The following is a 19,330-nucleotide window of genomic DNA, read 5'->3' on the forward strand; positions in this document are numbered from 1 at the left end:
GAGGAGAACCCTCGGGTAAGCGAGGCCTGGGTCTATCTGGGCATGCTACGATTGTTGGTGAGGCGGCTAGCCAGGGCCGCGTAACTGCCCCTGGAGGACTTTTACGACAGCCTCTAAGAGCCAAGCTCCTCCCAAAGGGCCCGCCTCCTGGGGTAGAGGGTCCTCAGGTCCCTCAAAAAAGCCGCTACCCGCCCCGGGTCCAGGGCCCGGGCCTTAGCCAGGAGCCTGGCCGCTTCCCGGTACCGTTCCCGGCCTCCGGCCTCCACCAGGTCCCTGGCCGCCTCCAGATAAAGGCGCAGGGCCTCCTCGGGAAGCCGCCCCTCCAGGACCTCGGCCAGGGCGGGGTAGGCCACCCGGGGAGCCCCTTTGAGGAGGCGGTCCAAAGCCCGCCAGTCCTCCTCCAGGAGGTGAATCCGGGCCAGGAGGGCGGGGTCCCGCACCCCCTTTAGAAGCTCCCGCCGCTTTTCCGGAAAGGCCCTGCCCAAAAGGGCCTTGAGGGCGGCGTAGTCCTCGAGGCTAGGCCGCAGGGCGAAGCGGAGGAAGAGGTCCTCGGGCCTGCCCCTTCGCCGCGCCAGCAGGTCCACCAAAGGGAAGAGCCTGGGGTCCTTGCCGAACCACTCCAGGGCCTCCTCGGCGTAGCGGAGGGCCTCCTCCTCCCGCCCCAGGGCGAGGAGGCGCTCCACCAGGGCCAGGTAGTCCTCGGGGCCCTCCAGATGCTCCCGCATGAGGCCCAAAGCCTCCTCCTCCCGGCCCAGGGCCAGAAGCAGCCTTTCCTTCAGGCCCCGCTTGAGGCCCCAGGGGTCCTTCCCCGAGAGGTGGGGAAGAAGCCCTTCCGGGTCCCTCTTCCCCAGCTCCAAGAGGGCCTCCTCCAAAGCCGGGGAAGGGGCCTTCAGGTAAAGGCGGAGAAGGGGTAAGGGATCCTGGGCCAACTCCAGATACCGCCCCACCCCGGCCCGGAGGTAGGGCTCGGGGTCAAAGGGGGCCTCCAGAAGGGCCTCCAAAAAGGCCAGGACCTCCTTCTCCCCCACCCTGGGAAGCCTCAGGAGCAGGGCCTTGGCCTCCTCCTCCCCTCCTCCCAGGAGGAAGGCCTGGCGCAGGGCCCGCACCCCCTCCAGGAAGCTTTTCTCCGGCAGGAGGACCTCTCCCAGCCATAGGGCCACCTCCGGCACCTGGGCTAAAGCCTTAAGGAGGGCCTTGGCCTCCTCGGGGGGGAGGCGCTCCAGGCTCATGAGGAGGTCCTCCCTGGGCTGGGCCTCGAGGTAGGCGTAGAGAAGGGCCGCCGCGTGCTTGCAGGGGAAGCCGGGGTAGGGGCAGGTGCACCGCCCGAGAAGGCCCGGGCCCACCTCCACGCGGTAGGGCTCGGGCTCCGAGCCCTGCACCTCGCCCAGAAGCCAGTCCCCCACCCGAAAGACCCGGCGCACCCGCCCCTCCTTGGCGTAGGCCAGGCCCCGGCGCAGGACCTCCCTGGGGAAGAAGGGGGCGAAGTCCTCTTCCTTCTCGGGGGGAAAGGGAGCCACGCCCACAGTTTGCTATACTGGGCTTAGCGCTATCCAATGACCCTGACCACCACCTTGAGGGAAGCGGACCTGAAGCGTTCCTTGCCCAAGGGCTACGTCCAGTGCCGGGCCTGCGCCCACTACTGCGCCATCCCCGAGGGCCAGGCGGGCAAGTGCGGCGTGCGCCGCAACCTGGGCGGCAAGCTTTACTTGGTCACCTACGGCAAGGCGGCCGCCGTGCGCCTGGACCCGGTGGAGAAGAAGCCCCTCTACCACTTCCACCCCGGGGAGGGGATCCTCTCCCTGGGCACCGTGGGGTGCAACCTCTTCTGCGCCTTTTGCCAGAACTGGCAGATCTCCCAGTTCCGGGAGTTTTCCGTGAGCCCAGAAGGCCGTTTGGACCGGCCCATCGGCGAGGACTGGCCCCCGGAGAGGATCGTGGCCACGGCCGAGGCCCTAGGGGTGCGGCTCATCGCCTACACCTACAACGAGCCCGCCGTCTTCATGGAGTACGCCCACGACACCGCCAGGCTGGCCAAGGCCCGGGGCATGAAGAACGTCTTCGTGACCAGCGGCTTTGAGACGAAGGAGGCCTGGGACTACATCCGCCCCTACCTGGACGCCGCCAACGTGGACCTCAAGGGCTTCACCGAGAAGTTCTACCGGGAGATCTGCGGAGCCCGCCTTAAACCCGTCCTGGAGAGCCTGGAGCACCTGGTGGCCTCCGGGGTTTGGGTGGAGGTCACCACCCTCCTCCTGGAGGGCTACAACGACTCCGAGGAGGAGGTCCGGGCCATGGCCCGCTTCCTCAAAGGCCTCTCCCCCGAAGTCCCCTGGCACCTCACCGCCGCCCACCCCGACTACCGGATGCCCGACCTTAAGCCCACCCGGCACGCCACCTTGGTGCGGGCCTACGAGATCGCCAGGGAAGAGGGGCTCAGGTTCGTCTACGTGGGCAACGTCCTGGACGAAGCAAGGAGCTCCACCCGCTGCCCGGACTGCGGCCGGCTCCTCGTCTGCCGGCGGGGGTTCAGGGCGGAAACCCTCTGGCAGGAGCCCGGGGTCTGCCCGGGGTGCGGGAGGAGGATTCCCGGCGTATGGACCTGGTGAGGCCGGCCTACGTGGCGGGGCAGTTCTACCCCGGGGAACGGGAGGCCCTTCGGGAGGAGGTCGCTTCCCTTCTGAAGGCCGCCAAGACCCCGCCCCTCCCCGGGGTCCGGGGGGTCCTCGCCCCCCACGCCGGCTACGGGTACTCGGGGAAGGTGGCGGCGGAAAGCTTCCAGGCCCTCTCCGGCTTTAGGGGCCAGGCGCAAAGGGCCATCCTCCTGGGGCCCAGCCACTTCGTCCCTTTCCTAGGGGTGGCCTTCTACCCCTACCGGGCCTGGCGCACGCCTCTTGGGGAGGTGGCCGTGGACCTGGAGGGGGGAAGAAGGCTTTTGGAGCTGGGCTTTCCCTTTCTAAAGCTGGAAGAGCCCTTCTGGGAGGAGCATAGCCTCGAGGTCCTCCTCCCCTTCCTCCAGGTGGCCCTCCCCGGGGTGCCCATCCTGCCCCTCCTCTTCGGCGAGGTGGACCCTTTGAGGGTGGCCGAGGCCCTCTTGCCGGAGCTTAGCCCCCAGGACCTGGTGGTGGCCAGCAGCGACCTCTCCCACTACCACCCGGACCCCGTGGCCCGGGAGCGGGACAGGAGGACCCTGGAGATCGCCCTAAGCCTGGACGCCGAGGCCCTTTCCCGGGCCGAGGCCTGCGGCCGCCTCCCCTGGGCCAGCCTCACCGCCCTGGCCCGGGCCCAGGGCTGGAGGCCCAGGCTTCTGGCCTACGCCACCAGCGCCGAGGTCTTCGGCGACCGCAGGCGGGTGGTGGGGTACGCGGCGGTGGCCTACGGGCTAGACTGAGACCATGACCCCGGTCCGCAAGCGCTTCACCGCGGAGGAATACCACCGGATGGTGGAGGCGGGCCTCCTAGGGGAGGACGACCGGATGGAGCTTTTGGAAGGGGAGATCTGGCAGATGAGCCCCATCGGAAGCCGCCACGCCGCCGCCCTGCGCCGCCTGCGCCTCCTCCTTTCCCCCCTCGAGGCCCAGGGGCGCTGCCTCATGGCCATCCAGGACCCCGTGCGCCTGGACGCCTTCTCCGAGCCGCAACCGGACCTGGCCCTCCTCAAGCCCCGGGAGGACCTGTACCGGGAGGCCCACCCTGGCCCCGAGGACGTGCTTCTCCTGGTGGAGGTGGCCGAGTCCTCTAAGGCCCACGACCTGGAGCGCAAAGTGCCCCTATACGCTCGGCACGGAATCCCGGAGGTGTGGGTTTTGGACCTGGGGGAGAGGGCCCTCCACCTCTTCCGCCATCCCTCGCCCCAGGGCTACCGGGAAGCCTCCCTTCTCAAGCCCGGGGACCGGGTGAGCCCCCTGGCCTTCCCCGAGGTGAGCCTGGAGGTGGAAAGCCTCCTCTAGAGCCGGAAAAGGGGCCGGAACCAGGGGATGGAGAGGAGGAGGACCAGAAGGGCCAGGCCGAAGAGGAGCCGGGCCAAGGGCTTCCCCTTCCTGGCCTGGGCGAGCCCCCCGTGGGCCAGCCCCAGGGCCAAAAGCCCCCCCACCCAGTGCTCGGCCACAAAGTAGCGGGCCTCGCCGGGGGTGCGCATGACCTGGTCCAGGGCCGCCAGGGCCCCCTGGAAAAGGGGGCTAAGGAAGGCCAGGACCACCCCCAAGACCACCTGCAGGGTGAGGGTGTGGGCGAAGAGGGCGCCCGGGCGGGGCCTGGGGTCAAGGAGGGTCCAGAGGCCAAAGAGGAGGACCAGCCAGCGCACCAGGTTGTGAAGGACGAGAAGGGCCTCGTACATGGCCCGGAGTCTACCCCAAAAGGGCCAGGGCCTCCCGGAGGTCCCTCACGCTGAGGTGAGGGGGAAAGCGGGGGTCAGGGGGGCGGTAGCCCCGGTCCACCCAGACCGCCTGGATGCCGGCAAGGAGGGCCCCCTGGATGTCCCGCTGTGGGTTGTCCCCCACCATGACCGCCTCCTCTGGACCCGCCCCGAAGGCGCAGAGGGCCATGCGGAAGAGCCTGGGGTCCGGCTTGCCCAGGCCCACCTCCCCGGAGACCAAGGTGAGGGGGAAGGCCTCTATAAGCCCCGCCCCCACGAGCTTTTCCCGCTGGAGGTCCGGCACCCCGTTGGTGAGGAGGACGGGGATGGCTCCCTTCGCCCTTAGGGCGGCCAGGAACTCCGGCACCTCGGGGAAGAGGGGAAAGCGGCGCCTCTCCCGGAAGAAGGCCTCGGCCAGCTCCCCGGCCCTTTCCACCGGCCCCCCCAAGGCCGCCAAGGCCTCCCGGAAGACCCTCTGGCGGAAGCCCTTGGCCCAGGCGGCCAGGCCCTCGAGGCCCGGCGTGGAATACCTGGCCCAGAGGGCTTCCAGGGCCGAGTGGCCGATGGCCTCTGCCCAGGGATAAAAGGGGGCCTCCTTGAAGAGGGCCTCGGCTTTGGCCTTCACCGCCGGGAAAAGCCCCTCCACCCCCAGGGCCCTTCCCAGGGCCTCCAGGACCTCCCGGCTCACCCGGTGGTCCTCTAAAAGGGTGTCGTCCAGGTCCAAAAGCCAAAGCCGCTTCACGGGCCCTCCCGCACCAGCACGGGGTTCTCCCCCGGGTCAAAGAGGAGGAGGTGCCCCCCGGCCTCCAAAAAGGCCAGGCCGTACTTGGCCAGGCGCAGGCGCTCGTGCTCCAAGCTCGCCACCAAAAAGACGAGCCGCCCCTCCTCCAGCCGCACCCGGGCGAAGCCCTGCCCCTCGGGCCTGGGCCTCTGGGGCCCGCGCTCCACCCCTCCCGGGCCCGGCCTTAAGAGGAGCAGGGGGCCTTCCCGGGGGGAAAGCAAAGCCTCCCTCTCGGGGATGAGCTCCTCCAGGGCCAGGCCCAGGGCCTGGTAGAAGCTCACCCCCTGGCCCAAATCCGGCACCTGCACCAAAACGGTCTCGCTCACAGCGACCTCAAAAAGGCCCTCAGGTCCTCCTCGTCGGCCACCACCTGGACCAGGTCCAGGTCCTCCCGGGCGATCTCCCCGTGGGGTCGGAGGAAGGCGAGCCAGTAGGGGTCCACGGCCAGGGGCCGCCCCAGGCCCCGCCTCAGGTAGAGGAGGTTCCAGGCCAGGGTGAGCTCCGCCAGGGTACCCACCCCGCCCGGCAGGGCCAGGTACCCGGCCCCCAGGTCCAGAAGGCGGCCGATGCGCTCGGGGAGGCTGTGGGCGGGAAGCTCCAGGTCCACGTAGGGGCTTGGCCCCGGCCTTTCCGGAAAAAGGGCGGGGGCCGTGACCCCCACCACCAGGCCCCCTCTGGCCTTGACGCCCTTGGCCAAGGCGGCCATTCCCCCCTGGTACCCGCCGCAGGCCAGGCCGAACCTCTCCTCGGCCAGGACCTCCCCGTAGCGGACCAGCTTAGGGTAAAGGGGGCTATCCGGCGAGAGCCTCGAGGAGACGAAGGCCGCGACGAGGCGCATCAAGATGGCCTAGCGGCAGCGCACCACCAGGACTGGGACGGAGACCCGGTGCAGGACCCCCTCCGTCACCGAGCCCAAAAGGAGCTTGTCCAGCCCCGTGCGCCCGTGGGTGCCCATGACCAGGAGGTCGTAGCCCTTGGCCGCCTCCACGATGGTGGGGATGGGCACCCCCTCCTTGACCTCCCCCGTGGCCTCCACCCCCTTCTCCTGGGCCATAGCAAGGGCTTTGGCGACGGCCTCCTCCCCCGCCTTCCTCAGGTCCTCCAGGAGCTCAAGGCCATAGGGCACGCTCTCCGGGGCGATCCAGATGGCCTGGGCGGGGTTTTCCAGGACGTAGAGGAAGTGGACCTTGGCGCCCAGGGCCTTGGCCAGGCCCAGGCCGTGCTCCAGGGCCTGGAGGCTGCAGGGGCTTCCGTCGGTGGGCATGAGGATGGTCTTGTACATGGCACCTCCTCTTTTCATCATACCGTCGTAGACTCGGGCCATGTGGATCTACGGGCGGAACCCGGTCCTCGAGGCCCTCCGGGAAGGGCGGGCCAGGGAGATCCTGGTGGCCAGGGGCGTGGAGGGCTGGCTTCTAAAGGAGCTGGACCGCCTAGGGGCTTCCTACACCCTGGTCCCCCGGATTGAGCTGGACACCCTCCTCAAGACCACCCACCACCAGGGGATCGCCGCTTTGGTGGAGGAGCCCAGGTACGCCTCCTTGGAGGAGGCCTTCCTCCTGGCAGAGAGGCGGGGGGAGCCCCCCCTCCTCGTGGCCCTGGACGGCATCACCGACCCCAGGAACTACGGGGCCATGATCCGAAGCGCCCTGGCCCTGGGGGCCCACGGGGTCCTCTCCGAGGAGCGCCGGGCCGCCCCCCTTTCCCCTCTCGCCCTGAAGGCCAGCGCCGGCGCCGCGTTGAAGCTTCCCGTAATCCGGGTCAAGAACCTGCCCAGGACCCTCACGGCCCTCAAGGAGCGGGGGGTCTGGGTCTACGGCCTGGACCTTAAGGGGGAGAAGGCCCCAAGGGAGCTGGACTTCAAAAGGCCCCTGGCCCTGGTGGTGGGCTCCGAGGGGGAGGGGATGCGGAGGCTGGTGCGGGAAAGCTGCGACGAGCTCTTCCGCATCCCCATCCGGCCCGAGGCCGAGTCCCTAAACGCCTCCGTGGCCCTGGGCATCGCCCTCTACCAGGCGGCCCTGGCCCGGGGTGTAGCATAGGGGCGTGGACTGGGTCAGGCTCCTCTCCCGCCTCCTCCAGGCCCAAGGCCTTCCCGGCGGGGAGGGGGAGGTGGCGGGCCTCCTCCTGGAGGCCCTGAAGGGGATGGGCCTCGAGGCGGGGCTGGACGAGGCCGGCAACGTGGAGGCCCTCCTGGGGGAGAAGGAGCCCGAGGTGGTCCTCACCGGGCACATGGACGTGGTCCCCGTGGGGGACGAGGCCCTCTGGCCCCACCCCCAGGGGGCCGTGGTGGAGGGCGTGGTCTACGGCCGGGGGGCGGTGGACATGAAGGGCCCCCTGGTGGCCATGCTCCTGGCCCTGGAGGAGCTTAAGGGGAGGCCCCCAAAGGGGCGGGTCCGCTTCCTGGCCACGGTGCAGGAGGAGGTGGGGGGCCTGGGGAGCCGCCACGCCCAAGGGAGGCTTTCCCCCCTGGCCTTCGTCCTGGGGGAGCCCTCCGGGCGCAGGCTCATGCGGGGGCACCGGGGCCGGGCGGAGGTCTTCGTGGACCTGGAGGGCGTGGCGGAGCACGCCGCCCTTTCGGGGCCGGAAAACGCCCTCTACGACCTGGCCGAGTACCTTCTGGCCCTAAAGGCCCTTCCGCCTTTCCCGGGCCTCAAGATCACCCCCACCCGGGTGGACACCTTCCCCGGGGCCAGGAACCAGACCCCGGGGGTGGTGCGCCTTTACCTGGACGTGCGCTACGAGCCCGAGGCGGACCTGGAAAGGCTTTTAGAGGCCCTGAGGACCCTGGGGGATGCCTCGGTCTACATCCCCGAGGAGGAACGCGCCTCGGGGGAGGTGCGGATGACCATCCCCGCCCTCTGGCCCCCCTACCGCCTCCCCCCTGACCACCCCCTCCTAAGGGCAGCCCTTAAGGCCCTGGGGCAGGAGGAGGCCGGGCTTTGGCCCTTCACCACCGACGCCCCCTACCTGGGGGCCAAAGCCCCGGTCCTGGGCTTTGGCCCCGGGGACCCTGCTCTAGCCCACACCCTGAAGGAGGCCATCCCCCTCGCCGAGGTGGAGGCCGCGGCCCAGGACTACGTGCGCCTGGTGGAGGCCTTATGGAACGCCGCCTAGTGGCCGGAACCCCTTACCGGAAGCTCCTCACCGCCCCCAGGCCCGTAGCCGAGGGGGTGAAGGCCCGGCTGGAGGCCAGGGGCATCCCCGCCCTTCTGGAAACCCCCTTTGCCGGCCTCCCCGAGGCCGCTTTGGGCACCTACATGGGGGACGTGGCCCTCTGGGTGCCCGAGGCCCTTTTGGGGGAGGCCGAGGCCCTTTTGGAGGAGGAGATCCCATGATGGTGGTGGGATTGGACCTGGGAGGCACCAAGATCGCCGCCGGGGCCTTTGACGGCGAAAGGCTCCTCTCCCGCGTCCTCCTTCCCACCCCCAAGGAGGGGGGGAAGGCGGTGGTGGCGGCGTTGGCGGAGGCGGCGAGGCGGGCGGAGGAGGAGGCGGGGGGGAGGGCCTTGGCCCTGGGCCTCGGCACCCCGGGGCCCTTGGACTTCCGGGAGGGGGTGATCCGCTTCACCCCCAACATCCCAGGCCTCCAGGACTTCCCCATCCGCCGCCTCCTAGAGGAGGCCACGGGCAGGCCCGTCTACCTGGAAAACGACGCCAACGCCGCCGCTTTGGCCGAGCACCACTTGGGGGCGGGCAAGGGGGAAAAAAGCTCCCTCTTCCTCACCGTGTCCACCGGGATTGGCGGGGGCGTGGTCCTGGAGGGGCGGGTCCTGAGGGGAGAGAGGGGGCAGGGAGGGGAGCTGGGCCACACCACCTTGCTCCCCGGGGGGCCGGTCTGCGGGTGCGGCCTCGAGGGGTGCCTGGAGGCCCTGGCGGCGGGCCGGGCCCTGGAGCGGGAGGCGGGCTACGCCTACGGCCGCCCGGTGGACACCCGGGAGCTCTTCCGCCTCTACGAGGAAAAAGACCCCAAGGCGGAGCGCATCCTCCTCCAGGCGGCCAGGTACGTGGGGATCGGCCTGGCCAGCCTGGTCAAGGCCTTTGACCCCGGGGTGGTCATCCTGGGGGGCGGCATCGCCCTGAACGCCCCCGAGGGGTACTTTGAGGCCCTCCAAGAGGCCTACCGCCGCTATTTGCAGGGCTGGGAGGCCCCGCCCGTCAGGAAGGCCCTCCTGGGGCCGGAGGCGGGGCTATTGGGGGCGGCCCTCACCGCCTATCTGGAGGCGCGGGATGGAAGCGGGTAAGGTCCTAATCTACGCCGGGCTCTTCCTGCTCCTCCTCGGGCTTATCCTCCTCTACTTCCCCAAGCTCTTCGCCTGGTTCGGCCACCTGCCCGGGGACATCCGCATAGAGCGGGAAGGGCTTAGGGTCTACATACCCCTCACCTCGGCCCTTCTCCTCTCCCTGATCCTGACCCTGCTCCTCAACCTCCTACGCCGCTAAGGCTCAGGCCCCCTTGAGGTGGCTCAGGAACTCCTCCCGGGTCCTGGCGTCCTCCCGGAAGACCCCCAGCATGGCGCTGGTGACGGTGCGGGAGTGCTGCTTCTCCACCCCCCGCATCATCATGCACAGGTGGACTCCCTCCACCACCACCCCCACGCCCCTGGGCTCCAGGACCTGCTGGATGGCCTCGGCGATCTGCACGGAAAGCCTCTCCTGCACCTGAAGGCGGCGGGCGAACAGGTCCACGATGCGGGCGAACTTGGAAAGGCCCAGGATCTTCTCCCCGGGGATGTAGCCGATGTGGACCTGGCCGAAGAAGGGGAGCATGTGGTGCTCGCACAGGGAGTAGAACTCAATGCCCTTCACCACCACCATCTCGCTGCCCTCGGCCCGGAAGACGGCCCCGTTGACGATCTCTTCCAGGCTCTGCCGGTACCCGCGGGTGAGGAAGGCCCAGGCCTTGGCCACCCTTTCCGGGGTCTTCAGGAGGCCCTCCCGGTTGGGGTCCTCCCCGATCACCTGGAGCCACTCTGCCGCCAGGCCCTCGAGGCGGCCCAGGTCCAGCTCGGTTTCAAAGGTGAGCCCCGTCTCCTCTATCTCCACCATCTTGCGCTCCATACTGACCTCTTTGGCCTTTCCCCAATGTAGCCCCGGGCTCACTCGGGGGCGATGAGGCCCTCCAGGAGGAGGGGCCTGGCCTCTTCTTCCTCCAGGGGAAAGCCCTGGGCCGCCCGCCTCAGGGCCTGCAAAAGCCCCTTTTCCCGCTTAAGCCTCAGGTGGAGCTCGCTAAAGGGGTTGAGGGCGTCCTGGCCCCTTAAGGTGAGGCGGTACCGCCGGGGAAGGGCCATGGGGGAAAGCCCCTTGGCGTACCGCTCGGCCAGGGCCCGGTAGCGGGGCGCGTTCCCGGGAGGCGGCGCGGGCCTAACCACCCGGGCCGGGACCCCCAGGGCCAGCATCCCCTCGGGGACCTCCGTGCCCGCCGTGACCACCGCCCCCGCCCCCACCACGGCGTTCTTGCCGATGCGAGCCCCGTTCAGGACGATGGCCCCCATGCCGATCAAGGCCCCCTCCTCCACCACCGCCCCGTGGACGATAGCCCGGTGGCCCACAGTGACGGAGGGCCCGATGAGGCAGGGGAAGCCCGGGTCGGCGTGGAGGACGGCCCCGTCCTGGACATTGCTCCCCGGGCCGATGACCACCCTCTCCAGATCCCCCCGCACCACGGCGGCGAACCATATGGAGGCCCCTTCCCCCACCTCCACCTCCCCCACCACGTAGGCCCCGGGGGCGATGAAGGCCTGGGGGTGGATCCTGGGGGTCTTGTCCTCAAAGCGGTAGGCGCTCAAGGGCCACCTCCAGAAGCCTCAGGTCCTCGGGGAAGGCCAGGCGGGCCCGGGCCTCCTCGGGGGTAAACCAGCCCGCCCCGGTCATCCCCTCCTCCAGCCGGGGCTCCCCCTCCCCCCGCATGAGGAACCAGTGCACCTCCCGCGCCACCCCCTTGGGGTTCACGTAGCGGGTGGGGAAGAGGGGGAGAAGGACCTGGGCCTCCACCCCCGTCTCCTCCCGCACCTCGCGAAGGGCGGCGGCCTCGAGGGCCTCCCCTTCCTCGGGGTGCCCCTTGGGAAAGACCCAGAAGCCCATGCGGTCCCGGAGGAGGAGGACCTCCCCCCTAGAGTTGAAGACCACGCCCCCCGCCCCTAGCTCCATCCGTACCTCCCCTTGAGGTAGGCCAGGGTGGCCTCGTCCACCTCCGGCCCCCCCTGGTAGCGCTCCTCCAGGTTCTCCATGCCGACGAGGGCCAGAAAGGCCCGCTCCGTCTCCTCCCCGAAGACCCCGTCCACCTCGCCCCGGTAAAGCCCCAGGCGCTTTAGGACCCCCTGGAAAAAGCGCACCTCTTCCTCGGTGAGGGGGCGCCGCTCTTTGGGCCTCTCAAAGAGGAGGCGGTGGAGGGAAAGGAGGCGGAAGAGCTCCTCCACCGGCTCGGGGTGGTCGTCGGCCCGCAGGTCTATGTAGCGGTCCCAAAGCCCCCCGTACCCCTTCTTCTCCCCCACCACCAAAAGGGCCGCCGACTGCTTGCCCCTTCGGTCCCCTCCGGCCTCCTCCCCCGCCTTCAGGGCCAGGAGGAGCCTTTCGGGGAAGGGAGCCTGGGCGGAAAGGAAGGCCTCCACCATGGCCTCCACCACCTCCGGGCCCGAGAGGAGGTTCCCCTGGGCGGCGAAGCCCTCCCCCGAAAGCCCCCCGGCCCAGGGGTGGCACTCGGCCCCGGTGAAGGTGAGGCTCTCCCCGGTGGCCGCCACCAGCCCGAACTGGCGCTTTTCCAGATCGGGGTCCGTGCGGCGGAAGGCCTCCAGGACCCCTTCGGGGCTTGCCCCCTGGCGCAGAAGGGCCAGGCCCTGGGGACCGTAGCGGGGGTTGGCGTAGGACTGGGTGGCGATGGCCCCCACCCCCGCCTCGGCGAAGGGCACCACCGCCCCCACCGCCAGGAACTTGCTGGCCACCGCCACGCCCAGGTCCCCCGTATCCGGGTCCCGGGCCACCAGGGAGAAGGTGGCGATCCTCATGCCCTTATCCTAAGGGCCTTTCCGTGGTAGAGTGGGGGGATTGGGTGCGCCCATGGAGATTAGAAACATTGCCATCATAGCCCACGTGGACCACGGGAAGACCACCCTGGTGGACGCCATGCTGCGGCAGTCCAAAGCCTTGGTCAAGGACGAGGGGGAGCGGATCCTGGACTCCCACGACCTGGAGCGGGAGCGGGGGATCACCATCCTGGCCAAGAACACCGCCGTCCTCTGGCAGGGGGTCAAGGTCAACATCGTGGACACCCCCGGCCACGCCGACTTCGGCGGGGAGGTGGAACGGGCCCTCTCCCTGGTGGACGGGGTCCTCCTCCTGGTGGACGCCGCCGAAGGCCCCATGCCCCAGACCCGCTTCGTCCTGAGGAAGGCCCTCGAGGCCGGCCTCAAGCCCATCGTGGTCCTCAACAAGGTGGACAAGAAGGAGGCCCGGCCCGACGAGGTCCTGAACCTGGTCTTTGACCTCATGGTGGAGCTAGGGGCCACGGAAGAACAGCTGGACTTCCCCTACCTCTACGCCATCGGCCGGGAGGGCCGGGCCTGGCGGGAGGAGCCCAAGGAGGACCTCTCCGAACTCTTCCAGGCCATTTTGGAGCACGTGCCCCCGCCCAGGTGGGAGGAAGGCCCCTTCCAGCTTCTGGTAGCCAACCTGGACCACTCCCCCTACCTGGGCCGGGTAGCCATCGGCAAGGTCTCCCGGGGTCGGGTGCGCAAGGGGGAGGGGGTGGCCATCCTCAAGGAAGGCCAGGTCCTGGAGGCCAAGGTGGCCGCCCTCTACACCCACCAGGGCCTGGAGCGGGTGGAGGTGGAGGAGAGCCTCCCCGGGGACATCGTGGCCCTGGCGGGCCTGGAGGGGGCGGAGATCGGGGACACCATCGCCGCCAAGGAGGCCCCCGAGGCCCTGCCCCGCCTGCGGGTGGACGAGCCCACCGTGGCCCTCACCCTCACCGCCAACACCTCCCCCTTCGCCGGGCGGGAAGGCCGGTACGTGACTGGACAAAAGCTGAAGGAGCGCCTGGAAAAGGAGCTCCGCACCAACGTGGCCCTGCAGGTGGAGGAGGTGGCCCCCGAGGTCTTTGAGCTAAGGGGCCGGGGAGAGCTTCACCTGGCCATCCTCCTGGAAACCATGCGCCGGGAAGGCTACGAGTTCAGCGTGAGCCAGCCCCGGGTCCTCTTCAAAGAGGGCCTCGAGCCCTACGAGCTCTTGGTGGTGGAAGCCCCCCAGGACCGCTTTGGGAGCGTCATGGAAGCCCTGGGGTCCCGGCGGGCCGAGATGGTCCACATGGAGGTGGGCCAGAGGGTGCGGGCGGAGTTCGTGGTCCCCGCCCGGGCCCTCTTCGGCTTCCGGAGCCTCTTCCTCTCCCTCACGGGCGGCGAGGGGATCATGAGCCACACCTTCCACGGCTACGGCCCCGAGGCCGGGCCCATCCCCACCCGGACCACGGGGAGCGCCGTGGCCATGGAGGCGGGCGTGGCCACCGCCTACAGCCTGAACCGCCTGCAGGAGCGGGTCCAGTTCTTCATTGAGCCCGGGACCGAGGTCTACGTGGGCATGATCGTGGGGGAACACGTGCGGGAAAACGACCTGGACGTGAACGTCACCATCGGCAAAAAGCTCACCAACGTGCGGGCGGCGGGCTCCGACGAGAACATCCGCCTCATCCCCCCAAGGAAGCTCTCCCTGGAGGAGGCTTTGGAGTTTCTGGCCGAGGACGAGCTTCTGGAGGTGACCCCAAAGAGCCTGCGCCTGAGGAAGAAGGTCCTGAACCCCTCGGAGAGGAAGCGGCTGGTGGGCAAATAAAGGCTGGGGGGCCAAAGCCCCCAGTTTTCCTAAAGCCCTATTCTTCTTCCCGCTCCCCGTAGGTCTCCAGGGCTTCCTGCCACGCCTGGCTGATCTCCTTGCCCTTCTCCATGGCCTGCCTCCTTGAGCCTAAGGGTAGGGCCCTGGAGTAGGCTTTGGGCCAAGGTAGACCCGTGTTTCCTACACCCGGCATCGGTGTAGACCCGTTGACCTTACACCGCCTGGGGGCCCTTAGCCCTGCAGGAGGACCTCGGCCTCCAGACGGCCCAGGACCCGCTCCAGGCTACCCCCCTGCCAGCGCTCCACGGCGTAGGCGGAAAGGGGGAAGCGCTCTCTAAGGCGGCGGAGGAGGCCCATGGCGTCCTCGGGGCGCCCCACCTGCAGGACCAAGAGGTAGCCCCCCTTCACCTGGAAGGCCAGGTCCCCTCGCCTGAGCTCCCGCAAAATGGCCTCCGGGGAAGCCGAGGTGCCCAGGTACACCAGGACCAAAGGCCGCCTGAGGGCCAGGCCCTCGAGGGCCCCCGCCATCCTGAGGAGGTCCTCCCGGGTCCCCACCCGGGAGAGGGGGGGAAGGAGGGGGGCCTCCCGCCCCGTGCCCAGGAAGAAGCCCAGCCCCAGGGCCAGGGCCCCCAGGACCCCGCCCAGGTAGGCGTAGGGGGGAGGGGTGAGCCCGGTAAGGCGGAGGGCGCTCTCCAGGGCCAGCTGGAAGGCGAGAAGCCCCAGGCCCAGGACCAGGGCCGTCTGCACGGAAAAGGCCACGGGGAAGCGGGAGTAGAGGCTCGCCACCCCGGAAAGGAGGAAGGCGGCTAGGAGGAGGCCAGACCCCTGGCCCAGATCCCCCACGGGCTCCTGGAGGCCTAAAGGCAGGAGGCCCAGGAGGAAAAGCACCCAGGGGATGAGGAAAAGCCAGCGCATTCCTCCCAAGCCTACCACACCCCCCGGCCCCGCCTTTACCATCAAGGGGATGGAGCCCCTGGCGGAGCGCCTGCGCCCCAGGACCCTGGACGAGGTCCTGGGCCAGCCCCACCTCACCGGGGAACGGGGGCTTCTCCGGCGGATGCTGGAGGCGAAGAGGCTCGCCTCCATGGTCCTCTTTGGCCCCCCGGGCACGGGCAAGACCACCCTGGCCCACCTCCTGGCCGAGGGGGCGGGAAAGCCCTTCCTGAGGCTCTCCGCTGTGGAGGCCGGACTCAAGGAGGTGCGCCAGGCGGTGGAAAGGGCCAGGCAGGAAGGGGGCCTCGTCCTCTTCCTGGACGAGATCCACCGCTTCAACAAGGCCCAGCAGGACGCCCTCCTCCCCCACCTGGAGTCGGGCCTCCTCACCCTGATCGGGGCCACGGCGGAAAACCCCGCCTTCCTCCTCACCCCCGCCCTGCGCTCCCGCCTCCGCCTCTTTCCCCTGAAACCCCTCTCCCAGGAGGACCTCCTCGCCCTCCTCAGGCGGGCCCTCGAGGACCCCAGGGGCCTTCCCGGCGTGGCCTACGAGGAGGAGGCCCTCCGCCTCCTGGCCCAGGCGGCGGAAGGGGACGCCCGCTTCGCCCTGAACACCCTGGAGCTGGCCGCCGCCTTCGGGAAGGTGGACTTAAAGAGCGTGCGGGAGGCTTTGGGGGCGGAACGGCTCGGCATGGACCGGGAGGGGGACCGGTTTTACGACCTGGTCTCCGCCCTGCACAAAAGCCTCCGGGGAAGCCACGTGGACGCCGCCCTCTACTACCTGGCGAGGCTCCTAGAGGGCGGGGCCGACCCCCGGTACCTGGCCCGGAGGCTCATCCGGGTGGCCCTCGAGGACGTGGGCCTGGCAGACCCCTTGGCCCTTAGGCTTTCCGTGGCCGCCAAGGAGGCCTACGAGGCCCTGGGAAGCCCGGAAGGGGAGCTGGCCCTGGTGGAGGCGGCGGTCTATCTGGCCCTGGCCCCCAAGTCCAACAGCCTCTACCAGGCCTGGAAGCGGGCGGAGGAGGCCGCCAGGGCCCACCCCGAGGCCCCCGTGCCCCTGAACCTGAGGAACGCCCCCACCGCCTTGGCCAGGGCCCTGGGGCACGGGGAGGGCTACGCCTACTACCACGAGGACAAGGAGGGGAGCTTCGCCCAAAGGTACCTGCCGGAGGGCCTCGAGGGCCTCACCCTCTACGAGGCCACGGGGGAGGGCTTTGAGGAGCGGGTGCGGGAGAGGCTGAAGGCCCTCAGGGGGCGGTTCCAAAGCGCCAGGCCGCCGAAAGGTGGATAAGGAGGCTTCCGTTCCCCCTAAACCCTCCCAGGGCCCCCACCTCGGCCACCCAGTCCCGGCGGTAGGTCCCCAGGGAGGCCTGCCAGGCCCACCCCCAGGAACCGCCGCCAGAAGTGGGAACCCCAATGAGGTGAACCCTGGGGGAGAAATAAAACCCGTCCCCGCCTAGGATGGCCCCACCGTCCAGGACCACGGGCACCCCCTGGCTCCAGTCCGGCCCAAAGAGAGGAGGCACGGTGAGGCCTGCATCCAGGGCCAATCCGGGGCCCAGGCCCAGCTTCACCCCGCCCCGCAAGCCCCACTGGATGGAGAAGTTGAACTCCACCTGGCCATCCCCCTTGGCCACGGCCAGGTAGGGCAGGGGGAGGACCGGGTCCCGGTTCCCGCTGGCGAAGGGGTTGGCTAAGAGGGTCACCCCCAGGCTGGCCTCGAGGCCCCTCGCGGGCTCCGGAGGCCGGAGCATGGCCACGGGAACGCAGGCGGTCAGGAGCAAAACAAGGCCCCACACCAGAGCGCGCATGGCTTTTACCCCCTTACGGAACCAGGGTAGGCCCGGGCCCAAGGCCCGGTCAAGGCTACCCCTTCAACCCCTCCTCAAAGGTGGCCACCACCCGCCTCTCAAAGGCCAGGTAGAGGAGAGCGATGGGAAGGACGCTAAGGAGGGCCGCCGCCGAGAGGAGACCCCAGTCCGTGGGGTATTTACGCTGGAGGTCGGTGAGCCAGGTCTGCACCGTCCAAAACCGGGGGTCGGTGACCACCACCCGGGGGTAGAGAACCAGGTTCCAGTGGGCGGCGAAGGCCAGCACCCCCGCGGCCACCAGGGTGGGCCGCACCAGGGGGAAGAGGATGCCAAGGAGGAGGACCCCATGCCCCGCCCCGTCCAGCCGGGCCGCCTCCAGAAGCTCCTCCGGCACCGCCCGCATGGCCTGGTAGACCAGGTAGATGACGAAGGGGCTGGCGGCGAAGGGAAGCAGGAGGGCGAAGACCGTGTCCAGAAGGGAGAGGCCTCTGAGGATGCCGTAAAGGGGTACCAGAAGAAGCTCGGCCGGGACGGCCATCAGCACCAGATAAAAGGGCAGAAGGCCAAGCCCCGCCCTTAGGGCGTAGGCGGCGAGAAGGGCGGTGAAAAGCTGGAGAAACACCACCGCGGAGGAGAGGGCCAGGGAGAAAAAAAGGCGGCCCCAAAACCCCTCCTTGGCCAAGCCCCGCACGTTCTCCAGGCTGAAGCCCACCTTGGAGAAGAGCTCCCCCGAGTACACCGCCTCCTTGGGCATGAAGGCGGCGTAGGCCATCCAGAGGAAGGGGAGGGCCACGAAGAGGAGAACGGTCCCCACGAAGAGATGCCCCAGTACCCGGCTCACGCCCCCACTATAGAAGGCGGATGCGCGCATGTCCTCCAAATAGTCCAAGAGGGTGCGCTTCATACCTCCACGAGCTCCTGGAGGACCCGCTTGCCGATATGGGGCTTGAGGGCTTTGGGCGTCACCAGCTCCACCTGCACGCCCAGAAGCCTGCTCAGGTAGCGCTCCAGCTCCACGAACCCCAGGAGGCCCGGAGGGGTGGAAAACTCCACCAAAAGGTCTAGGTCGCTCCGCGGGGTCGCCTCCCCCCGGGCATAGGACCCGAAGACCCCGAGTCGCCGCACACCGTAGCGTTCGGCCAAAACGTGGCGGTGCGACCTCAGGGCCTGGAGGATCTCCTCCAAGGTAGGCTGCCTTTTCTCCCTAACCCGAGCCCCCATGGCGCTCCACGCCCCTATCCTACCTCCGAGGGGAACCGACCCGCGCCGAACAAGAGTATTGGAACCTCGCGGCTAGGGTGAATCATTCCGAGCGGGGTCTTGCTCAGAATAGCCGAGGTGTAGCCGCAAGGAGGCCCACGAAAGTATAACATGCCCCCATGAAGCCCCTTTCCGGCATCAAGGTCCTGGACCTCTCCCGCGTTCTGGCCGGCCCCCTCTGCACCCTGATCCTCGCCGACCTGGGGGCCGAGGTGGTCAAGGTGGAGCCCCCCTGGGGGGACGAGACCCGGGGCTGGGGGCCGCCCTTTTTGGAGGGCGAAAGCGCCTACTTTCTCTCGGTGAACCGGGGCAAGCGGAGCCTGGCCCTGGACCTGAAGACCCAAGAGGGCCAGGAGGTGGTCCGGCGGCTCGCCAGGGAGGCCGACATCCTGGTGGAAAACTTCAAGACCGGGGACCTCAGGCGCTTTGGCCTGGACTACGAGAGCCTAAAGTCCCTAAACCCCAGGCTCATCTACCTCTCCATCACCGGCTTCGGCCACACGGGGCCCAGGGCCCAGGAGCCCGGCTACGACGCCGCCATCCAGGGCTACACCGGCATCATGTCGGTGACCGGGGAGCCGGAGGGCCCCCCCATGAAGGTGGGCGTGGCCTGGATTGACGTGATGACGGGGATGATGGGGGCGGTGGCGGTCCTGGCGGCCCTCCTGGAGCGGGAAAGAAGCGGGGAGGGCCAGCACATAGACCTCTCCCTCTTTGACGTGGGCCTCTTCGCCATGGCCAACCTGGGCGAAAGCTACCTCCTCACCGGGATCCCCCCCAAGAGGCTCGGAAACGCCCACGCCCAGATCGTGCCCTACGGGGCCTTCCCCGCCCAGGACGGCTGGCTCATCCTGGCGGTGGGCAACGACGAGCAGTTCGCCAGGCTCTGCCAGATCCTGGAGCTTCCCGATCTCCCAAAGCGCTTTCCCCGAAACCAGGACCGGGTGGAGGGCCGGAAGGAGGTGGAAGGCGCCCTTTCCCAGGTGCTCAGGACCCGCCCCCGGGCCCACTGGCTGGAGCGGCTCAAGGAGGCGGGGGTGCCCGCCGCCCCGGTGAACGACCTCGAGGAGGCCTTCTCCGACCCCCAGGCCGAGGCCAGGGGAGCGGTCTGGACCCTAGACCACCCCCTCCTGGGCCCCCTCCCCACCCTGGCCAACCCCTTGCGCTTCCTCTCCCGCACCCCCGCTTCCCCGACCCTCCCCCCGCCCCTTCTGGGAGAGCACACGGAAGAGGTCCTTCGGGAGGCGGGCTTCCTTCCAGAGGAGGTCCAGGCCCTTGTGGAAAAGGGGGTGGCGAGAACACCGCCAGAGAAAAGGCAAAGCCCATGAAGCGCCTCCCCGAGCGGGTTCTTTCAACCTAAGCTTTAACCGAAGGCCTC

25 protein-coding genes are annotated in these 19,330 nt (G+C 69.3%); 11 read left to right on the plus strand and 14 right to left on the minus strand.

Annotated features, from left to right (window positions below; all coding sequences use genetic code 11):
- Positions 1-113: 113 nt before the first annotated feature.
- A complete protein-coding gene (locus tag BVI061214_RS03200) occupies positions 114-1,517 on the minus strand; it encodes an SWIM zinc finger family protein (protein WP_053768568.1) in 1,404 nt (467 codons plus the stop codon).
- Positions 1,518-1,553: 36 nt separating this feature from the next.
- Between BVI061214_RS03200 and amrS the strand changes: the two genes are divergently transcribed.
- The 3 genes from amrS to BVI061214_RS03215 are packed head-to-tail and all read left to right on the plus strand — an operon-like array spanning position 1,554 to position 3,947.
- Positions 1,554-2,606 (plus strand): AmmeMemoRadiSam system radical SAM enzyme, encoded by a 1,053-nt coding sequence (gene amrS / locus BVI061214_RS03205; protein WP_053767262.1) that lies wholly within the window; start codon positions 1,554-1,556, stop codon positions 2,604-2,606.
- Positions 2,594-3,388 (plus strand): AmmeMemoRadiSam system protein B, encoded by a 795-nt coding sequence (amrB, locus tag BVI061214_RS03210; RefSeq protein WP_053768569.1) that lies wholly within the window; start codon positions 2,594-2,596, stop codon positions 3,386-3,388. Before amrS ends, amrB begins: the two co-directional genes overlap by 13 nt.
- 4 nt (positions 3,389-3,392) lie before the next feature.
- On the plus strand, positions 3,393-3,947 hold the full coding sequence (locus tag BVI061214_RS03215; protein ID WP_053767263.1) for a Uma2 family endonuclease: 555 nt from the start codon (positions 3,393-3,395) through the stop codon (positions 3,945-3,947).
- Here the strand turns inward: BVI061214_RS03215 and BVI061214_RS03220 are convergent.
- The 5 genes from BVI061214_RS03220 to BVI061214_RS03240 are packed head-to-tail and all read right to left on the minus strand — an operon-like array spanning position 3,944 to position 6,414.
- On the minus strand, positions 3,944-4,333 hold the full coding sequence (locus tag BVI061214_RS03220) for a hypothetical protein (protein ID WP_053767264.1): 390 nt from the start codon (positions 4,331-4,333) through the stop codon (positions 3,944-3,946). The genes BVI061214_RS03215 and BVI061214_RS03220 overlap by 4 nt on opposite strands.
- Before the next feature lie 10 nt (positions 4,334-4,343).
- Positions 4,344-5,093 (minus strand): HAD family hydrolase, encoded by a 750-nt coding sequence (locus tag BVI061214_RS03225; protein WP_053767265.1) that lies wholly within the window; start codon positions 5,091-5,093, stop codon positions 4,344-4,346.
- On the minus strand, positions 5,090-5,458 hold the full coding sequence (locus tag BVI061214_RS03230) for a hypothetical protein (RefSeq protein ID WP_053767266.1): 369 nt from the start codon (positions 5,456-5,458) through the stop codon (positions 5,090-5,092). The genes BVI061214_RS03225 and BVI061214_RS03230 overlap by 4 nt, the downstream gene beginning before the upstream one ends.
- Positions 5,455-5,970, minus strand: a complete 516-nt coding sequence (locus BVI061214_RS03235; RefSeq protein ID WP_053767267.1) for an LOG family protein — start codon at positions 5,968-5,970, stop codon at positions 5,455-5,457. Before BVI061214_RS03235 ends, BVI061214_RS03230 begins: the two co-directional genes overlap by 4 nt.
- Positions 5,971-5,979: 9 nt before the next feature.
- Positions 5,980-6,414, minus strand: a complete 435-nt coding sequence (locus BVI061214_RS03240) for a universal stress protein (RefSeq protein ID WP_053767268.1) — start codon at positions 6,412-6,414, stop codon at positions 5,980-5,982.
- Between the two features lie 40 nt (positions 6,415-6,454).
- Here BVI061214_RS03240 and rlmB point away from each other — a divergent pair, with 40 nt between their 5' ends.
- Genes rlmB through BVI061214_RS03265 form a run of 5 tightly spaced genes read left to right on the plus strand, consistent with a single transcriptional unit; the run spans position 6,455 to position 9,571 of the window.
- Entirely contained in the window at positions 6,455-7,171 is a 717-nt protein-coding gene (rlmB, locus tag BVI061214_RS03245) for a 23S rRNA (guanosine(2251)-2'-O)-methyltransferase RlmB (protein ID WP_053767269.1), read from the plus strand.
- Between the two features lie 4 nt (positions 7,172-7,175).
- A complete protein-coding gene (locus BVI061214_RS03250) occupies positions 7,176-8,246 on the plus strand; it encodes a M20 family metallopeptidase (RefSeq protein WP_053767270.1) in 1,071 nt (356 codons plus the stop codon).
- Positions 8,231-8,467 carry a hypothetical protein gene (locus BVI061214_RS03255; protein ID WP_053767271.1) on the plus strand — a complete coding sequence of 79 codons (237 nt, stop codon included), beginning with the start codon at positions 8,231-8,233 and terminating at the stop codon, positions 8,465-8,467. The genes BVI061214_RS03250 and BVI061214_RS03255 overlap by 16 nt, the downstream gene beginning before the upstream one ends.
- Positions 8,464-9,372 carry a glucokinase gene (locus tag BVI061214_RS03260; protein ID WP_053767272.1) on the plus strand — a complete coding sequence of 303 codons (909 nt, stop codon included), beginning with the start codon at positions 8,464-8,466 and terminating at the stop codon, positions 9,370-9,372. The genes BVI061214_RS03255 and BVI061214_RS03260 overlap by 4 nt, the downstream gene beginning before the upstream one ends.
- Positions 9,359-9,571, plus strand: coding sequence for a DUF2905 domain-containing protein (locus tag BVI061214_RS03265; protein WP_053767273.1), 213 nt, complete (start codon positions 9,359-9,361; stop codon positions 9,569-9,571). Before BVI061214_RS03260 ends, BVI061214_RS03265 begins: the two co-directional genes overlap by 14 nt.
- Positions 9,572-9,574: 3 nt before the next feature.
- Here the strand turns inward: BVI061214_RS03265 and folE are convergent, their stop codons facing one another.
- The 4 genes from folE to BVI061214_RS03285 are packed head-to-tail and all read right to left on the minus strand — an operon-like array spanning position 9,575 to position 12,132.
- Positions 9,575-10,189: a GTP cyclohydrolase I FolE gene (folE, locus tag BVI061214_RS03270; RefSeq protein ID WP_053767274.1), complete on the minus strand. Its 615-nt coding sequence runs from the start codon at positions 10,187-10,189 to the stop codon at positions 9,575-9,577.
- A gap of 38 nt (positions 10,190-10,227) precedes the next feature.
- Positions 10,228-10,917: a gamma carbonic anhydrase family protein gene (locus tag BVI061214_RS03275; RefSeq protein ID WP_053767275.1), complete on the minus strand. Its 690-nt coding sequence runs from the start codon at positions 10,915-10,917 to the stop codon at positions 10,228-10,230.
- Positions 10,898-11,278: an NUDIX hydrolase gene (locus BVI061214_RS03280; RefSeq protein WP_053767276.1), complete on the minus strand. Its 381-nt coding sequence runs from the start codon at positions 11,276-11,278 to the stop codon at positions 10,898-10,900. The genes BVI061214_RS03275 and BVI061214_RS03280 overlap by 20 nt, the downstream gene beginning before the upstream one ends.
- Entirely contained in the window at positions 11,269-12,132 is an 864-nt protein-coding gene (locus BVI061214_RS03285; RefSeq protein ID WP_053767277.1) for a DUF1028 domain-containing protein, read from the minus strand. Before BVI061214_RS03285 ends, BVI061214_RS03280 begins: the two co-directional genes overlap by 10 nt.
- Positions 12,133-12,184: 52 nt before the next feature.
- Between BVI061214_RS03285 and typA the strand changes: the two genes are divergently transcribed.
- Positions 12,185-13,948: a translational GTPase TypA gene (gene typA, locus BVI061214_RS03290; RefSeq protein ID WP_053767278.1), complete on the plus strand. Its 1,764-nt coding sequence runs from the start codon at positions 12,185-12,187 to the stop codon at positions 13,946-13,948.
- A 231-nt stretch (positions 13,949-14,179) separates the two neighbouring features.
- On the opposite strand, the gene BVI061214_RS03295 is transcribed toward typA, so the two are convergent.
- Positions 14,180-14,863 (minus strand): hypothetical protein, encoded by a 684-nt coding sequence (locus BVI061214_RS03295; protein ID WP_003046446.1) that lies wholly within the window; start codon positions 14,861-14,863, stop codon positions 14,180-14,182.
- A 40-nt stretch (positions 14,864-14,903) separates the two neighbouring features.
- Between BVI061214_RS03295 and BVI061214_RS03300 the strand changes: the two genes are divergently transcribed.
- Positions 14,904-16,172, plus strand: coding sequence for a replication-associated recombination protein A (locus tag BVI061214_RS03300; protein WP_156303287.1), 1,269 nt, complete (start codon positions 14,904-14,906; stop codon positions 16,170-16,172).
- On the opposite strand, the gene BVI061214_RS03305 is transcribed toward BVI061214_RS03300, so the two are convergent.
- The 3 genes from BVI061214_RS03305 to BVI061214_RS03315 form a co-directional block, all read right to left on the minus strand.
- Complete coding sequence (locus tag BVI061214_RS03305; RefSeq protein WP_053767279.1) at positions 16,129-16,692, minus strand: hypothetical protein; 564 nt, start codon at positions 16,690-16,692, stop codon at positions 16,129-16,131. The genes BVI061214_RS03300 and BVI061214_RS03305 overlap by 44 nt on opposite strands.
- Positions 16,693-16,747: 55 nt before the next feature.
- Positions 16,748-17,464, minus strand: a complete 717-nt coding sequence (locus tag BVI061214_RS03310; protein WP_248841777.1) for a carbohydrate ABC transporter permease — start codon at positions 17,462-17,464, stop codon at positions 16,748-16,750.
- A gap of 128 nt (positions 17,465-17,592) precedes the next feature.
- The gene (locus BVI061214_RS03315; protein ID WP_053767280.1) at positions 17,593-17,913 is read right to left on the minus strand and encodes a nucleotidyltransferase family protein; all 321 of its coding nucleotides are present in this window, start codon (positions 17,911-17,913) and stop codon (positions 17,593-17,595) included.
- 158 nt (positions 17,914-18,071) lie between these two features.
- Between BVI061214_RS03315 and BVI061214_RS03320 the strand changes: the two genes are divergently transcribed.
- A complete protein-coding gene (locus BVI061214_RS03320) occupies positions 18,072-19,280 on the plus strand; it encodes a CaiB/BaiF CoA transferase family protein (RefSeq protein WP_053767281.1) in 1,209 nt (402 codons plus the stop codon).
- Positions 19,281-19,330: the final 50 nt, after the last annotated feature.

Origin of the sequence: Thermus aquaticus (assembly GCF_001280255.1) — a bacterium.
In the GTDB taxonomy this organism is placed as follows: Bacteria; Deinococcota; Deinococci; order Deinococcales; family Thermaceae; genus Thermus; species Thermus aquaticus.

Coding starts and splice junctions, on each gene's coding strand:
- amrS (WP_053767262.1), top strand. CDS start 1,554: ATGACCCTGACCACCACCTTGAGGGAAGCGGACCTGAAGCGTTCCTTG.
- amrB (WP_053768569.1), top strand. CDS start 2,594: ATGGACCTGGTGAGGCCGGCCTACGTGGCGGGGCAGTTCTACCCCGGG.
- BVI061214_RS03215 (WP_053767263.1), top strand. CDS start 3,393: ATGACCCCGGTCCGCAAGCGCTTCACCGCGGAGGAATACCACCGGATG.
- BVI061214_RS03220 (WP_053767264.1), bottom strand. CDS start 4,333: ATGTACGAGGCCCTTCTCGTCCTTCACAACCTGGTGCGCTGGCTGGTC.
- BVI061214_RS03235 (WP_053767267.1), bottom strand. CDS start 5,970: ATGCGCCTCGTCGCGGCCTTCGTCTCCTCGAGGCTCTCGCCGGATAGC.
- BVI061214_RS03240 (WP_053767268.1), bottom strand. CDS start 6,414: ATGTACAAGACCATCCTCATGCCCACCGACGGAAGCCCCTGCAGCCTC.
- rlmB (WP_053767269.1), top strand. CDS start 6,455: ATGTGGATCTACGGGCGGAACCCGGTCCTCGAGGCCCTCCGGGAAGGG.
- BVI061214_RS03255 (WP_053767271.1), top strand. CDS start 8,231: ATGGAACGCCGCCTAGTGGCCGGAACCCCTTACCGGAAGCTCCTCACC.
- BVI061214_RS03260 (WP_053767272.1), top strand. CDS start 8,464: ATGATGGTGGTGGGATTGGACCTGGGAGGCACCAAGATCGCCGCCGGG.
- BVI061214_RS03265 (WP_053767273.1), top strand. CDS start 9,359: ATGGAAGCGGGTAAGGTCCTAATCTACGCCGGGCTCTTCCTGCTCCTC.
- folE (WP_053767274.1), bottom strand. CDS start 10,189: ATGGAGCGCAAGATGGTGGAGATAGAGGAGACGGGGCTCACCTTTGAA.
- BVI061214_RS03280 (WP_053767276.1), bottom strand. CDS start 11,278: ATGGAGCTAGGGGCGGGGGGCGTGGTCTTCAACTCTAGGGGGGAGGTC.
- BVI061214_RS03285 (WP_053767277.1), bottom strand. CDS start 12,132: ATGAGGATCGCCACCTTCTCCCTGGTGGCCCGGGACCCGGATACGGGG.
- typA (WP_053767278.1), top strand. CDS start 12,185: ATGGAGATTAGAAACATTGCCATCATAGCCCACGTGGACCACGGGAAG.
- BVI061214_RS03295 (WP_003046446.1), bottom strand. CDS start 14,863: ATGCGCTGGCTTTTCCTCATCCCCTGGGTGCTTTTCCTCCTGGGCCTC.
- BVI061214_RS03305 (WP_053767279.1), bottom strand. CDS start 16,692: ATGCGCGCTCTGGTGTGGGGCCTTGTTTTGCTCCTGACCGCCTGCGTT.
- BVI061214_RS03310 (WP_248841777.1), bottom strand. CDS start 17,464: ATGGCCTACGCCGCCTTCATGCCCAAGGAGGCGGTGTACTCGGGGGAG.
- BVI061214_RS03315 (WP_053767280.1), bottom strand. CDS start 17,913: ATGGGGGCTCGGGTTAGGGAGAAAAGGCAGCCTACCTTGGAGGAGATC.
- BVI061214_RS03320 (WP_053767281.1), top strand. CDS start 18,072: ATGAAGCCCCTTTCCGGCATCAAGGTCCTGGACCTCTCCCGCGTTCTG.